This is a genomic window from Streptomyces spongiae, from assembly GCF_009377185.1.
Classification (GTDB): Bacteria; Actinomycetota; Actinomycetes; order Streptomycetales; family Streptomycetaceae; genus Streptomyces; species Streptomyces spongiae.
Genome location: NZ_VJZC01000247.1, coordinates 1 through 13,866, shown reverse-complemented (window position 1 = coordinate 13,866; position 13,866 = coordinate 1). Strand labels below are relative to the sequence as shown.

At 71.9% G+C, this 13,866-nt stretch carries 12 protein-coding genes and 1 pseudogene; 2 read left to right on the top strand and 11 right to left on the bottom strand.

The window, feature by feature from the left end:
* Positions 1-1,093 (bottom strand): anhydro-N-acetylmuramic acid kinase (locus FNH08_RS27925; RefSeq protein ID WP_152774302.1); only part of this gene is annotated, 1,093 nt, incomplete at its 3' end.
* Between the two features lie 3 nt (positions 1,094-1,096).
* Positions 1,097-2,398, bottom strand: coding sequence for an MFS transporter (locus FNH08_RS27920; protein WP_152774301.1), 1,302 nt, complete (start codon positions 2,396-2,398; stop codon positions 1,097-1,099).
* Between the two features lie 231 nt (positions 2,399-2,629).
* On the opposite strand from FNH08_RS27920, the gene FNH08_RS27915 reads away from it, so the two are divergent.
* Positions 2,630-5,326 carry an ATP-binding protein gene (locus FNH08_RS27915; protein ID WP_152774300.1) on the top strand — a complete coding sequence of 899 codons (2,697 nt, stop codon included), beginning with the start codon at positions 2,630-2,632 and terminating at the stop codon, positions 5,324-5,326.
* Positions 5,327-5,388: 62 nt separating this feature from the next.
* Here the strand turns inward: FNH08_RS27915 and FNH08_RS27910 are convergent.
* The 8 genes and pseudogenes from FNH08_RS27910 to FNH08_RS27875 form a co-directional block, all read right to left on the bottom strand.
* Positions 5,389-5,535 (bottom strand): annotated as a pseudogene (locus FNH08_RS27910) (3-oxoacyl-ACP reductase); the annotation flags it as partial.
* Positions 5,536-5,836: 301 nt separating this feature from the next.
* Positions 5,837-6,970 carry a bifunctional 3-oxoadipate enol-lactonase/4-carboxymuconolactone decarboxylase PcaDC gene (gene pcaDC / locus FNH08_RS27905; RefSeq protein ID WP_152774299.1) on the bottom strand — a complete coding sequence of 378 codons (1,134 nt, stop codon included), beginning with the start codon at positions 6,968-6,970 and terminating at the stop codon, positions 5,837-5,839.
* Positions 6,967-8,301: a 3-carboxy-cis,cis-muconate cycloisomerase gene (pcaB, locus tag FNH08_RS27900; protein WP_322725558.1), complete on the bottom strand. Its 1,335-nt coding sequence runs from the start codon at positions 8,299-8,301 to the stop codon at positions 6,967-6,969. Before pcaB ends, pcaDC begins: the two co-directional genes overlap by 4 nt.
* The gene (pcaG, locus tag FNH08_RS27895; RefSeq protein ID WP_152774298.1) at positions 8,298-8,903 is read right to left on the bottom strand and encodes a protocatechuate 3,4-dioxygenase subunit alpha; all 606 of its coding nucleotides are present in this window, start codon (positions 8,901-8,903) and stop codon (positions 8,298-8,300) included. The genes pcaB and pcaG overlap by 4 nt, the downstream gene beginning before the upstream one ends.
* Positions 8,904-8,909: 6 nt before the next feature.
* Complete coding sequence (gene pcaH, locus FNH08_RS27890; RefSeq protein WP_152774297.1) at positions 8,910-9,683, bottom strand: protocatechuate 3,4-dioxygenase subunit beta; 774 nt, start codon at positions 9,681-9,683, stop codon at positions 8,910-8,912.
* Between the two features lie 17 nt (positions 9,684-9,700).
* Positions 9,701-10,903 carry a thiolase family protein gene (locus tag FNH08_RS27885; RefSeq protein ID WP_322725557.1) on the bottom strand — a complete coding sequence of 401 codons (1,203 nt, stop codon included), beginning with the start codon at positions 10,901-10,903 and terminating at the stop codon, positions 9,701-9,703.
* On the bottom strand, positions 10,900-11,547 hold the full coding sequence (locus tag FNH08_RS27880) for a CoA transferase subunit B (RefSeq protein WP_152774296.1): 648 nt from the start codon (positions 11,545-11,547) through the stop codon (positions 10,900-10,902). Before FNH08_RS27880 ends, FNH08_RS27885 begins: the two co-directional genes overlap by 4 nt.
* Complete coding sequence (locus FNH08_RS27875) at positions 11,547-12,302, bottom strand: CoA transferase subunit A (protein ID WP_152774295.1); 756 nt, start codon at positions 12,300-12,302, stop codon at positions 11,547-11,549. Before FNH08_RS27875 ends, FNH08_RS27880 begins: the two co-directional genes overlap by 1 nt.
* A 212-nt stretch (positions 12,303-12,514) precedes the next feature.
* On the opposite strand from FNH08_RS27875, the gene FNH08_RS27870 reads away from it, so the two are divergent.
* Positions 12,515-12,979 (top strand): MarR family winged helix-turn-helix transcriptional regulator, encoded by a 465-nt coding sequence (locus FNH08_RS27870; protein WP_152774294.1) that lies wholly within the window; start codon positions 12,515-12,517, stop codon positions 12,977-12,979.
* 30 nt (positions 12,980-13,009) lie between these two features.
* On the opposite strand, the gene FNH08_RS27865 is transcribed toward FNH08_RS27870, so the two are convergent.
* On the bottom strand, positions 13,010-13,866 hold an 857-nt coding region (locus FNH08_RS27865), incomplete at its 5' end, for a DUF3048 domain-containing protein (protein ID WP_152774293.1).

Sequence of the window (13,866 nt, the reverse complement as noted above, 5' to 3'; positions counted from 1 at the left end):
TCCCCGGCGTCACCGACCCCAACACGCTCGCCCGCCGGGCCCCCGTGCTCGCCGGACACGTGCCCGGCAGCCCGTGCACGGTCAGGAAGCCCAGTACCGCGAAGGCGTACGCCTCCTTGGCGGCGGACGGTAACCCCAGCGCGTCGGACGTCCGCACCGGCACACCGGCCAACTCGGCGCCCAGCATCCCCATCAGCACGGGATTACGGGTGCCGCCCCCCGAGGCGATCACCTCCGTGGCCCCCACACCCCGCACCGCGTCGGCGACCGTCCGCGCCGTGAGCCGGGTGAGCGTCGCGACGACGTCCTCCAGGGACAGCCCCGGGAAACCGGCGAGCGCGTCGAGCAGATAGGCTGCGTGGAAGACCTCCTTGCCCGTCGTCTTGGGCGCGGGCAGCGCGTAGTACGGCTCCTCCAGGAGCCGGGCCAGCAACGGCTCGTGCACGGTGCCGCGCGCGGCGAGGGCGCCGTCCACGTCGTACGGCAGCCGGCCACCGGAGAAGTCGCGGACGGCCGCGTCGACCAGGGCACCCCCCGGACCGGTGTCGAAGGCCGTGCCGTCCGGCGCGGTGAGGTTGGCGATGCCGCCGAGGTTCAGCGCGACCGGTGTGCCCGGCAGCCCCCGCAGCCACAGCAGGTCGAACAGGCTCACCAGGGGCGCCCCCTGACCGCCCGCGGCGATGTCGCGCGGCCGGAAGTCGGCGACCACGGGCAGCCCCGTCGCCTCCGCGATCCAGGCGGGCTGCCCGATCTGGAGTGTGCCGTGCACGGCGCCCTGGTCGGCCCAGTGGTACACCGTCTGTCCGTGCGAGGCGACCAACTCGGCCCGTCCGTCACAGAGTTGATCGTTCGCGCGGAGCGCGGCCGCCGCGAAGGACTGCCCGATCCTTGTGTCCAGGCGGCACACCGCCGCCAGCGTGGTCCTCGCCGGCGGAAGGGCCGCGGCGAGATCCTGTCGCAGCGCCTCGTCGTACGGTTCGCTGACCAGCCCGAGCGGCTCCAGCGTGAGGGTGTCCCCGTCCAGGCGCAGATCCGCCGCCGCCGCGTCGATCGCGTCGTACGACGTCCCTGACATCAGCCCGATCACCCGCATTCTTCAATTCCCCCTTAAATAGGTGCTTTTGTTCCTCGCCAGCAGTGTCAGCGCGCTCACCGCGCACGTCACCGCCGCGTAGTACCCCGGGATGTCCACGCTCCCCGTGCGCTCGATCGTCTCCGTGATGACCAGCCCCGCGCAGCCCGAGAACACGGCGTTGGACAGGGCGTAGGCGAGCCCCAGGCCCGTGTAGCGGACGGTCGTCGGGAAGAGCTCGGAGAGCATCGCCGGGCCGGGCCCCGCCATCAGGCCCACGACCGCTCCCGCCACGAACACGGCCAGGCCCTTCACCGCGTTCGACGTCCCGGTGCTCTGAAGGAGGTTGAGGAGCGGCAGCGCCAGCGCGGTCACCAGCAGCGCGCCCGACAGCATCACCGGCCGTCGCCCCACCCGGTCGCTGAGCCACCCGGCGGGTACGATCGTGACCGCGAAGCCGAGGTTGGCCAGCACCGTGGCCACGAGGGCCTGCTGGAAGGTCGCGTTCAGGCTGCTCTGCAGATACGCGGGCAGCACCACGAGGAAGGTGTAACCGGCCGCCGCCCAGCCCATGATGCGCCCGGCGCCGAGCGCGATGGCACGTGCCACCTCCCGTGCCGGAGGGCGCTCGGCCTCCCGCTCCTCACGGAAGGCCGGTGTCTCGTCCAGCCGCAGGCGAAGCCACAGCGCGCCCAGGCCGAGGGGCAGCGTCAGCAGGAACGGCAGACGCCAGCCCCAGGAGTTCAGTTGCTGCGTGCTGAGTGCCGTCGCGAGCAGGGCCGCCATCCCGGCTCCGCCCAGCAGCCCCAGGGCCACCGTGAACGACTGCCACGACCCGTACAGCCCGCGCTTCCCCGGTGGCGCGAACTCCGTCATCACCGACACCGCACCCCCGAACTCCCCGCCCGCGGACAGTCCTTGGAGCACCCGCAGGAAGGTGAGCAGCCACGGCGCGAGGGCGCCGACGGTGGCGTACGTGGGCAGCGCGCCGATGAGCGTCGTCGCCCCCGTCATCAGCAGGACGACCGTGACGAGCACCGGACGGCGCCCGATCCGGTCCCCTAGGCGGCCGAACAGCGCCGCGCCCACCGGCCGGAAGAAGAACGCGAGCGCGAACGACGCGTACGTCTTCACCAGGCCCTCGATCTCGCTGCCGCCCTCCGGGGTGAAGAAGCGGGCCGCGATGATCGTGGCGAAGTAGCCGTAGACACCGAACTCGTACCACTCGATGAAGTTGCCCACCGAGCCCGCCAGCAGCGCCCTGCGGGACTGTGCGGGCCGGGTGGCTGTCTGCTGGTCCGGGCCGTGCTCGGGGGCGGCTGTCATGCCGGCTCCTTCCGGGGCGTAGACCGAACGATGTTGGAAAATTAGTTTCAGTAAAGCGGTTGCTGACTGTCAATTAGTTTCACCGGTGCTGGTGAAGGGGACGCCGCGTCGACTTCGCGCACCAGATGTCACTCGTGTCAGCACCTCGTGCCCGGAGCGCCCTCGCCATGGTCCCCGGACGACTACGCTCGATCCCCGTACGTCGTTCGGTCGACCTGGGGAGGTACCGGGATGACGGAGGAGCGGCCGGGAGCGGCCGCCTCGCCCTCCCTGTGGGAGCGCGAAGTGGAACTCGCCGCCATCGAGGAGGCGATCGACGCCCTGCGCGAGGACCGGGCGTCCCGGGGCAGCCTCCTGGTGTTCAAGGGCGAGGCGGGCATCGGCAAGACCGCGCTCCTTGCCGAGGTACGTCGTCTGGCGGAGGAGCGCGGCTGCACCGTGTGGTCGGCGCGCGGCGGCGAGACCGTCACCTCCGTCCCGTTCAACGTCGTACGGCAGCTGCTGCAGCCCGCGCTCCTGTCGCTGATGCCGGACGAGACGCGGGAGTACCTCGGCGACTGGTACGACATCGCCGGCCCCGCGCTCGGGATAGCCGTCCCCGGAGACCGGCTCGCCGATCCGCAGGGCGTGTGCGACGGTCTGATCGCGGCCGTCAGCCGCCTCGCCCGGCGCGACTGGCCCCTCGTCCTGCTGATCGACGACGCCCACTGGGCCGACCAGGAGACCCTGCACTGGCTGGCCGCGTTCGCCGAGCGCCTCGGTGAACTCTCCGTCCTCGTCGTGGTCGCCCGCCGCGCGGCCGACGCCACCAAAGAGCGCGCCGGCCTCCTCGACGCGGTCGCCGCCACGGCCCGCCCCACCACCACACTGAGCGCGCTGACCCCCGAGGCGACAGCCGGGCTCACCCGTGCCACGCTCGGCGAACACGCCGACGCGCCGTTCTGCCGCGAGGTCTGGGCGGTCACCGGCGGCAACCCGTACGAGACCGTGGAACTCCTCGCCAAGGTCCAGGACAGCCAGCTGGAACCGGTCGAGTCGTCGGCCGCCGAACTGCGCGCCCTGAACCGCTCGGCCCGCGGCCGCGGTCTGGTCGCCCGCCTCGAAGGGCTCGGCATCGAGGCCACCCGCTTCGCGTGGGCCGCCGCCATCCTCGGCACCGGCATCACCGTGGAACTCGTCGCCACGCTCGCCACCATGCGCCCCGAGAAGGCCATGCGCTGCGCCCACCTGCTCAGCGCGGCCCGCATCCTCACCGAGACCGACCGGGCGACCCGCCAGGTCGGCGACGGCGACCTGGAGTTCGTGCACCCGCTGATCGCCACCGCCGTGTACAACGCGATCCCGCCCGCCACGCGCACCGCGATGCACGGCGTGGCCGCGGAGGTCGTCACCGCCTCCGGGCTCGGAGCCGCGGCGGCCTCACGCCACCTGCTCAAGGTGCACCCGGACGACGACCCGGAGGTGGTCGAGCAGATGCGCGAGGCGGCGCGCGAGCACCTCGCCATCGGGGCGCCGGACGCGGCCTGCCGCTGCCTTGAGCGCGCCCTGCTGGAACCGCCCGCACCGGGCGTCCACGCGCAGGTGCTCTACGAGCTGGGCTGTGCCACGCTGCTGACCTCGCCGGCCACCACCATCGACTACCTCCAGTCGGCGCTCGCGATGCCGGGCCTCGTCGGCGGCACCCGCGTGGACGCCGTCGTCCGCCTCTCCCAGGCGCTCCTGCACAACGACCAGCTGGAGGACGCCGTCCGCACGGTCGACGCGGAGGCCGCACGGCTCGGCCCCGGCCCCGCCCACCTGCGGCTGCGAGCCGTGCACCACATGTGGCAGGGCCTCAACCCGGGTGAGGAGCACTTACCGGGGCGCTCCGAGGAACTCGCCGCCCTCGCCGCCACCTGCACAGGGCGGAACAACTCGGAGCGCGTGCTGCTCATCCTCCGCGGCTTCGACCTGATGACGCGCGGAGACAACGCCGAGGAAGTCGTCGAGCACTGCGACCGCGCCCTCGTCGACGGCCGCCTCGCCCCCGGACTCGGCTGGACGGACACCGAGTGGGGCATCGAACCGCTGCTGATGCTGGCGACCGCGTACGCCTACGCGGACCGGCTCGACCAGGCGGAGAGCCTGTACACGCAAGCCCTGTGTGCCTACGAGTCCGCCGGATGGAGCGGCGGCCATCTCGCCCTGGCCCACGCCTACGTCGGCCTCGGACACCGCAGGAGAGGCCGCCTGAAGGACGCGGAGGCATCCCTGCGCGAGTCGCTGCGCATCGCCGAGCGGGTCGGCCGCGGGCTGCCGCTGTACTGGTCCACGACCTGCAACCTCGTCGAGACGCTGCTCGCCCGCGGCCACGCCGACGAGGCACGGGAGATCGCGGAGCGGTACGGCTTCGCCCCGCCGTACCCCTCCACCATCGTCCTGCCCGACGCCCGCTCCGTACGCGGCCGGCTGCTGCTCGCCACCGGCCGCAGGGACGAGGGCATCAACGAACTGGAGGCCGCGGAGAAGGCCGCCGCCCGTGGCCACCACAACCCCGTGACCGCGCTCTGGGGCAGCGACCTCGCTCGCGCCCTCGCCCACGAGGACCCGCGGCGCGCGGCCGAACTCGCGCTAGCCGTCCGCCGCCGGGCCGAACGCTTCGGCACCGACACGGCCCTCGGCGAGGCCCTCCGCCTGGCCGCGGCCCTGGAGACCGGCCAGCGCGCCACCGCCCTGTACGCCCGGGCCGTCACCCACCTGGAGGCGTCCCCCTGCGCCTATGAACACGCCACGGCCCGTGTGGAGTACGGCATCGCCCTGCGCTCCGCCGCGGAACTCCACAAGGGCCTGACCCTGGCCCGGTCCTGCGGCGCGGACGGCCTGGTGGACCGGGCACAGCGGGCGCTGGACGAGGGGCTGGGGCAGACGCGAGTCGACGACAGGACCTAGAGCGAGCAACTGCTCCGTGGTCGCCTCCAGACGCTCCCGCACCTCACGGTCGTACGCCTGTTCACCGTGGACCACGGGGAGACGCCGAGCTCGTGGACCATCGCGGTGTCCATGCAGGTGGCCGGATGCAGCACGTTCACCGAGACCCCGGTGCCCGCCAGCTCCTCGGCCAGGACGAACGTGTGGGCGGCGAGCGCGAACGTGCCCCGCCCGGACCAGCTCGAAGGCGACGTACCGGCCGCGTCCGGAAGTGGCACCGGTGATCAGAACAGTGGACATGCCTCCGCCGTACGCAACCGGGGAGGCATGAACGAGTCACGTGGGAGGTGCTGCTTGGAGCTACCGAACTCTTGCCCAGTGCTCCACCCTTCAGGCTGGAGGTGTAGGGCATCCTGCCCCTGGCGGCCCGGAGGGCCGCAGATCCATGGCAGGATCGCCTTGTCCGACAACGTAGTTGTCGGACCTACCGCCCAGGATCACCCTGGGGGGGAGGCCGGGGAACCGCTTCCCTCAGCCATTCCCCTCCGCCGGGTCCTCCTCCGCGAGCACCCGCTGCGCCGTCGCGAACGCCGAGTTCGCCGCCGGGACACCGCAGTACACGGCCGTCTGCAGCAGCACCGCCCCGATCTCCTCCGGAGTGAGCCCGTTGCGGCGTGCCGCGCGCACGTGCATCGCCAGCTCGTCGTAGTGGCCGTGGGCCACCAGGGCCGTCAGCGTGATCATGCTGCGTTCGCGGCGCGTGAGCGTGGGGTCCGTCCAGATCTCGCCCCAGGCGTAGCGGGAGATGAAGTCCTGGAAGCGGGCGGTGAACGGGGTCTGCCGGGCCTGGGCGCGGTCCACGTGCGCGTCGCCGAGGACCTGGCGCCGCACCTCCATGCCACGCCTCGCGCTTCCGCCGAGGTGGGCTCGCAGCGCGGTCAGGACCGCCTCCGGGCACTGCGCGGGTGCCAGGTGCGAGGCGCCGGGAAGCTCGACGAGGGCCGCGTCCGGTACCGCGTCCGCGATCTCCCGCAGATGCGCGGGCGGCGTCGCCGGGTCCTGGCGTCCCGCGACGAGCAGGGTGGGCGCGGTGATCTCCGGGAGCCGGTCCCGCAGGTCGAACGCGGCCAGCGCGTCACAGCAGGCGGCGTACGCCTCCGGGTCCGCGTTCCGGTGGTCGGCCACCAGCTCGGGCACCGTGAAACCGGGCGTGAACCAGCGGGTGTCCGCCGACTCCGCGAGCTGCGCCAGGCCCTCGCGGCGTACCAGCGCGGCCCGCTCCTCCCACGGCTTGGAACCGTTGAAGTGGGCGGAGGAACAGATCACGGCGAGCGCCGACACCCGCTCCGGGTGGTGGACCGCCAGATGCAGGCCCACGGCGCCGCCCAGCGAGACACCCGCGTACGCGAACCGTTCGATGCCCAGGGAGTCGGCGAGCCCGAGCACCAGGCCGGCGAGATCGTCGACGGTGGCGCCGGGACCGATCAGGCCGGCGGGTGAACTCCCGTGCCCCGGCAGGTCCCAGCGCACGACCCGGTGCGTGACGGACAGTTCGGGCGCCACCTTGTCCCACAGCGCGGTGGATGTGCCGAGCGAGGGGCCCAGCAGCAGCGGGGGAGCGGTGGTGGGGCCCTCGGCGCGGTGGTGCAGCAGCTTGTCGTTCAACGTCGCTCCAGGGCACGGTCGGTGAGGGCTCCGGCGGAGCCGGTGTAACGGGTGGGGTCGGTCAGGTCCGCGAGGTCGACGTCCTTCAACTCCGGCTTCTCAGCGAGGAGTTCGGCCAGGGGGCGGCCCTCGGTGTACGTGCGCTTGGCCGTCTCGGTGAGCAGCTCCTTGGCGCGGGCCCGGCCCAGTACGGGTGCCAGCTCGGCGGCCAGCCGCTCGGAGACGATCAGCCCGTGCGTGAGGTCGAGGTGCCGCCGCATTGTTCCGGCGTGCACCCGGAGTTCCTCCGTCAGTTCCACGGCGTTCCCGGCCGCGCCCGCGACCAGCCGGAGCAGATCGCTCAGCGGCTCCCATTCGGCGTGCCAGGCCCCGGCGGGCCGCTCGTCCTCGGCGGCCAGCGAGCCGTACAGCGTGGCCGCGAGCTGCGGGGCGCGCCGGGCGGCCGCGGAGATCAGCGTGGAGCGTACGGGGTTCGCCTTGTGCGGCATGGCGGACGAACCCCCGCCGCTGCCCTCGGAGACTTCTGCGATCTCCGTGCGGGCGAGGGTGAGCACGTCGACGGCCGTCTTCCCGAGGGCACCCGCGGCGAAGGCGAGCGCCCCGGCGAGGTCCGCGACCGGGGTGCGCAGGGTGTGCCAGGGCAACAGCGGTTCGGCGAGCCCCAGTTCGCGGGCGTACGCGGCGACCAGAGGGCGTGTGTCGGAGGCGCCGAACACGCCGAACGAAGCCAACGTGCCCGCCGCGCCGCCCAGTTGAGCGGGAAGACCGTCCCGTACGGCCTTGAGGCGGTCCCTGGCGTCCAGCACCAGCGACCGCCACCCCGCCGCCTTCAGCCCGAACGTCGTCGGCACCGCGTGCTGGGTGAGCGTCCGCCCGGGCATGGCCGTGTCACGGTGCTCGGCGGCCAGTCGGGCGAGCGCCCGCTCGATGCGGTCGAGGTCGGCGAGGACCAGGTCAAGGGTGCGCACGGCCACCAGCATCGTGGCCGTGTCCATGATGTCCTGGCTGGTGGCGCCCCGGTGGACGTACGGTCCGTGCTCCTCGCCGACGGCCTTCGTCAGGTCGGCGACCAGGGGGATCACCGGGTTGCCGCCTCCGCGGGCGCGCTCGGCGAGGGACCGTACGTCGAAACGGGCGATGTCGGCCGCCTCGGCCACCGCGGCCGCCGCCTCGGCGGGAGCGAGGCCCAGGTCCGCCTGGGCCCGGGTGAGCGCCGCCTCCGCGTCGAGCAGGGCCCGCAGGTACGCCGTGTCGCCGGTCGCGGAAGCGGCGGGGGTGCCTGCCCACCCGGGGGCGAGCAGGCCGGTGTCGTCGGAATCGACAGAAGTCACTGGAACTCCAGGAAGACCGTCTCGCCTTCGCCCTGAAGGCGGATGTCGAAACGGTAGGTGCCGTTGCCCTGGTCCGCGGCGATCAGTGTGCCGCGCCGCGCCTCGTCCACCCGCCTGAGCAGAGGGTCCGAGGCGAGCGCCGCCTCGTCGCCCGGCAGGTAGATCCGGGTGTACAGGTGCACGAGGAGCCCGCGCGCGAAGACGCACACGCTGAGGTACGGCGCGTGCTGCCCCCGGGCGCCGGGTCGCAGTGTCCGCGCGTACCAGTGGCCGTTGGCGTCGGTCTGGACGCGTCCCCAGCCGGTGAACTCCACGCCGTTGCGGCCCAGATAGCCGCCGCTCGCCGGGTCGCGCCGGATCGAGCCGTCCACCTGAGGGATGTTGCCCTCGGGGTCCGCGCCCCACAGCTCCACGAAGGCGTCCGGGAGCGGGTTGCCCTCGCCGTCGGTGATGTATCCCTGGACGGTGATCGTGTCGGGGTGGCCGATCGGAGCGATGTCGCCGCCACCGGGGAACGGCAGGGCATGGCCGTAGAAGGGGCCGACCGTGTGCGACGGAGTGGGGAGCACGGTCTCGGGACGGCTCGTGTCGATCTTCGTCATGACAGGTCAGCGTCCTTCTTCGATCCAGGTGGCGTTCGGCCCGTCGAGCACGATGTCCCACTGGTAGCCCATCGAGAACTCCGGCACCGACAGGCTGTGGTCGTACGTCGCGACCAGCCGCTGCCGGGCCGCGTCGTCCGTCACCGACTGGATGATCGGGTCGTACGGGAACAGCGGGTCGCTCGGGAAGTACATCTGCGTCACGAGCCGCTGGGTGAACGCCGTGCCGAACAGCGAGAAGTGGATGTGGGCCGGCCGCCAGGCGTTGAGGTGCTGGCGCCACGGGTACGGGCCCGGCTGGACGGTGGTGAAGTGGTAGTGGCCGTCGGCGTCCGTCAGGGTGCGGCCGACGCCGGTGAAGTTCGGGTCCAGCGGGGCGTCGTGCTGCTCGCGCTGGTGCGCGTACCGGCCCGCCGAGTTCGCCTGCCATATCTCGATGAGCTGGCCGCGGATCGGGCGCCCGTCACGGTCCAGCAGCCGCCCGGAGACGGTGATGCGCTCGCCGATCGGCTCACCGTTGTGCTGACGCGTGAGGTCGTTGTCGATCTCGGTGATGTCCCGCTCGCCGAAGGCGGGGGAGGACAGCTCCACCAGCTCCGGGTCCTTGGCCACGTCGATGGTGACCGGCGGCTGCTTCGGGTGGCGCAGCACCGAGGAGCGGTACGGCGCGTAGTCGCGGCGCGGCTGGTGCTCGACGGGGGCACCGTCGGCGATCCGCTTCTCGTACGCGGCGTGTTCGGCGGCGATCTCCTGGTCGATGTCGTGCTGGGTGAGAGTCATGGGGTTCCTCGGGGGTCTCAGCGGTCGAGGACGAGGGCGAGGCCTTGGCCGACGCCGATGCAGAGGGTGGCGACGCCGGTGCCGGAGCCCCTGGCGGCGAGTTGGTGGGCGACGGTGCCGGCGAGACGTGCTCCGGAGGCGCCCAGCGGGTGGCCGAGGGCGATGGCGCCGCCCCGGGGGTTGAGGATCGCCGGGTCGAACTCGGGCCACTCGGCGACACAGCCCAGGACCTGGGCGGCGAAGGCCTCGTTGAGCTCGAGGACTGACAGGTCGTCAAAACCCTTGCCTGCCTTGGCGAGCGCACGGTTGACCGCCTCGACGGGGGCGAGCCCGAAGTAGTGCGGGTCGAGGGCGTGGACACCGGTCGCGGAGACCCGGGCCAGCGGGTCGCGGCCGGTGGCCTTGAGACCCTCGTCGTCGACGAGGAGCAGCGCGGCGGCGCCGTCGTTCAGCGGTGAGGCGTTGCCCGCGGTGACGGTTCCCTCGGAGGTACGGAAGGACGGCTTGAGCTTGGCCATCGCGGCCAGGGAGGCGTCCGGGCGGACACATTCGTCGGCGCCGACGACGACCGGGTCGCCCTTGCGCTGCGGGATGCTGACTGGCGCGAGCTCGGCGTCGAACAGGCCCGCCTGCTGGGCGTTGGCGGCCTTGGTGTGGCTGTTCAGGGCGAACTCGTCCTGCTGCTCACGGCTGATCTTGTGCTTGTCCGCGATCAACTCCGCGCTCTCGCCCAGCGGGATGGTCCACTGCGGGTCCATCCTCGGGTTGACCATGCGCCAGCCCAGCGTGGTCGAGTACAGCTCCGTGTGCCCGGCCGGGAAGGCCCGGTCGTTCTTGGGCAGCACGTAGGGGGCGCGGGTCATCGACTCCACACCACCGGCCACGGCGACGGAGGCGTCCCCGACGGCGATCGCGCGGGCCGCCTGGATCACCGCCTCCAGCCCCGAGGCGCACAGCCGGTTGACCGTCACCCCCGGCACGCTGGTGGGCAGTCCGGCGAGCAGCGCGGCCATCCGGGCGACGTTACGGTTCTCCTCGCCCGCGCCGTTGGCGTTGCCGACGTACACGTCCTCGATCCGGGACGGGTCCAGCCGCGGGGTGCGGGCCAGGAGTTCCCGGATCGCGTGCGCGGCAAGGTCGTCCGGGCGCACACCCGCCAGGGCGCCGTTGTAGCGGCCGATGGGGGTGCGGACCGCGTCGACGATGTAGACGTCCTTCACGACTGGATCTCCTCCGGGACGGTCAGCTTGGCGGCGGTCTTGGCGGTGATCTCCTCGACCGTGACGTCCGGCGCGGTCTCCACCAGCACCAGCCCGTCCCCGGTGACGTCCAGGACGCCGAGATCGGTGATGATCCGGTTCACACACCCCTTGCCGGTCAGCGGCAACGCGCACTCCGTCAGGATCTTCGCGCTGCCGTCCTTGGCGGTGTGCGTCATCACCACGATCACCGTCCGGGCGCCGTGGACCAGGTCCATCGCTCCGCCGATCCCCGTGACCAGCTTCCCCGGTATCGCCCAGTTCGCCAGGTCACCCGCCTCGGAGACCTGCATGGCGCCCAGCACGGCGACGTCGATGTGTCCGCCCCGGATCATCGCGAACGACAGCGCCGAGTCGAAGAAGGACGCCCCGGGCAGCACGGTGACGGTCTCCTTGCCCGCGTTGATCAGATCCGGGTCGACCTGCTCCTCGGTGGGGTAGGGGCCGGTACCCAGGATGCCGTTCTCCGACTCCAGGATCACCTCCACGCCCTCGGGCAGATAGTTCGGGATCAGCGTCGGCAGACCGATACCGAGATTGACGTACTGCCCGTCGTGAAGCTCCCGCGCGGCACGGGCGGCCATCTGTTCGCGTGTCCAGGCCATCAGCTGCTCACCGTCCGCTGCTCGATCTTCTTGTCCGCCACCTGCTCCGCGGTCAGCGCCACGACCCGCTGCACGAAGATGCCCGGCAGATGCACCGCGTCCGGCTCGATCTCACCGGGCTCGACCAGTTCCTCGACCTCGGCGACGGTCACCCGGCCCGCCATCGCGGCCAGCGGGTTGAAGTTCCGGGAGGACTTGTTGAACACCAGGTTCCCGTGCCGGTCGCCCCTGGCCGCACGGACCAGCGCGAAGTCGGTGCGGATGCCCCGCTCCAGCACGTACTCGGTGCCGTCGAACTCGCGCACCTCCTTGGGCGGGGAGGCCAGCGCCACGCCGCCCTCACCGTCGTAGCGCCACGGCAGTCCGCCCTCGGCGACCTGCGTGCCCACCCCGGCCGGGGTGTAGAAGGCGGGAATCCCGGCACCACCTGCCCGCAGCCGCTCCGCCAGCGTGCCCTGCGGGATCAGCTCAACCTCCAGCTCACCGGCCAGATACTGCCGCGCGAACTCCTTGTTCGCCCCGATGTAGGAGCCGGTCACCCGGGCGATCCGCCCGGCGGCCAGCAGTACGGCAAGCCCGGTCTCCATCGCCCCGCAGTTGTTGGAGACGACGCCCAGACCCGCGACGCCCCGCTCGTACAGTGCCTGGATCAGTACGTTCGGCACACCGCTCAGCCCGAACCCACCCACCGCCAGCGACGCGCCGTCCCGTACATCGGCCACCGCCTCCACGGCCGTGGCGACCACCTTGTCCATCCGTGAAGCCCCATCCCGTCCGAGCGCCCCAGGTAAGGAATTAATCAGGGCACTGATTAATTAAGCGAGGTGTCCATCACGCTGCCACTGGCGGAGCCGGTCGTCAAGGTCTCGACGAATGGCGAGGTCAAGTCGTATGTACCATCTGGAGACATTCACAGCGTCTCCCGGTATTGTTCAGTACACCAACGAAAACGACCTCGGGAGTGCACATGGCTGCGGTGGACCTGACCACCCACCCCGGGCACCTCGCCCGGAGGCTCCAGCAGGCGCACTACCTGCTGTGGAACACGATGGTCTCGGAGGAGATCACCTCGCCGCAGTTCGCCGTCCTCAACGCGCTCGTCGCCGAGCCGGGGCTGGACCAGCGCACGGTGGGGGAGAGGGTCGGGCTCGACCGGTCCACGGTCGCCGAGGTGATCAGCCGGCTGACGCGGCGCGGGCTCCTCGACAAGGTCCGTGACCCGCAGGACGGCCGCCGCTTCCTGCTGCGCCTCACGGACGACGGCGTCCGTACGCACCGCAAGCTGACCGTGCGCACGGCCCGGATGAACCAGGTCTTCCTGGCCCCGCTCTCGGCCGAGGAACAGGCCGTCTTCTTCGACCTCATCCGACGTGTCTCGGACGCCGCCGAGGGGCTCCGCAACCCGGCGGAACCCCTCGTGACCCAAGCCTGACCCGGAAGCCCCTAAGAAGCCCCTGCCTGGTCAGGGCGCCTTCGCGAAGACCACCCACACCGGGCCCTTCGCGAAGTTCATCTGGTCGCCGTTCGACGTCGTGAAGTCCGTCCCGTCCGTGGCCTTCTCCCGCTCCCAGTTCACGTCGTAGGCCCGCCCGTCGCGCAGAACCTGGGCCTTGCCCGATCCCACGGTCTCCGTGAACGGCGTGTTGTTGCCGAGGAAGTCCCGGAACTTGGACTGCCGCACGTCCACGTACTGCACGACCACGGTTGCGGCGGTCACCCGCTTGCCGTCGGTCGTCACCGTCGGTGTGCCGTCCATGGTCACCAGCCAGCGCTGCTGGCTGCCGGACCAGGTGAAGGTGAAGCGGGCCGACGGGTAACTGACCGTCCGCGAGTTCTCCCGGGTGCCGCCGTCGGGGGCCGCGCCGTAGTGGTAGCCCGTCGTGAGGGCGTCGGCGCCGGGTGCGGAGTCCATCAGCTTGTTGGGGCGCAGATAGAGGTTGTGCGGCGCGGGTTTGTCGGAGCCGCGGTAGTACGCGTCGGGCGCGTCCCGGGGGGTTTCCGCGTGCAGCGGCGCCTCGTCGATCAGGGGCAGCAACTTGCTCTGGGCGCCCGAGAAGGCGAGTGTGGGCTCGTCGAACTGGCGCAGCAGCTCCAGGTCGGACTCCCGTGCGCTGCGTACCGGCCCGACGGCGTCCGGAAACTCGGTCGCGTACACCGCCATCAACCGGCTCAGGCCGCCCTCGACCTCCTCCGCGTACACGACGTCCGCCGCATCGAGCCCTGTCTGGGGGCGGGCCGTCGTGGTGTTGTCGATCTTCACGGCGAGCACCGAGCCCGGGGGTGCCGAGCTCGCCCGGTCATCCCCGTCCTGCCCGTTCC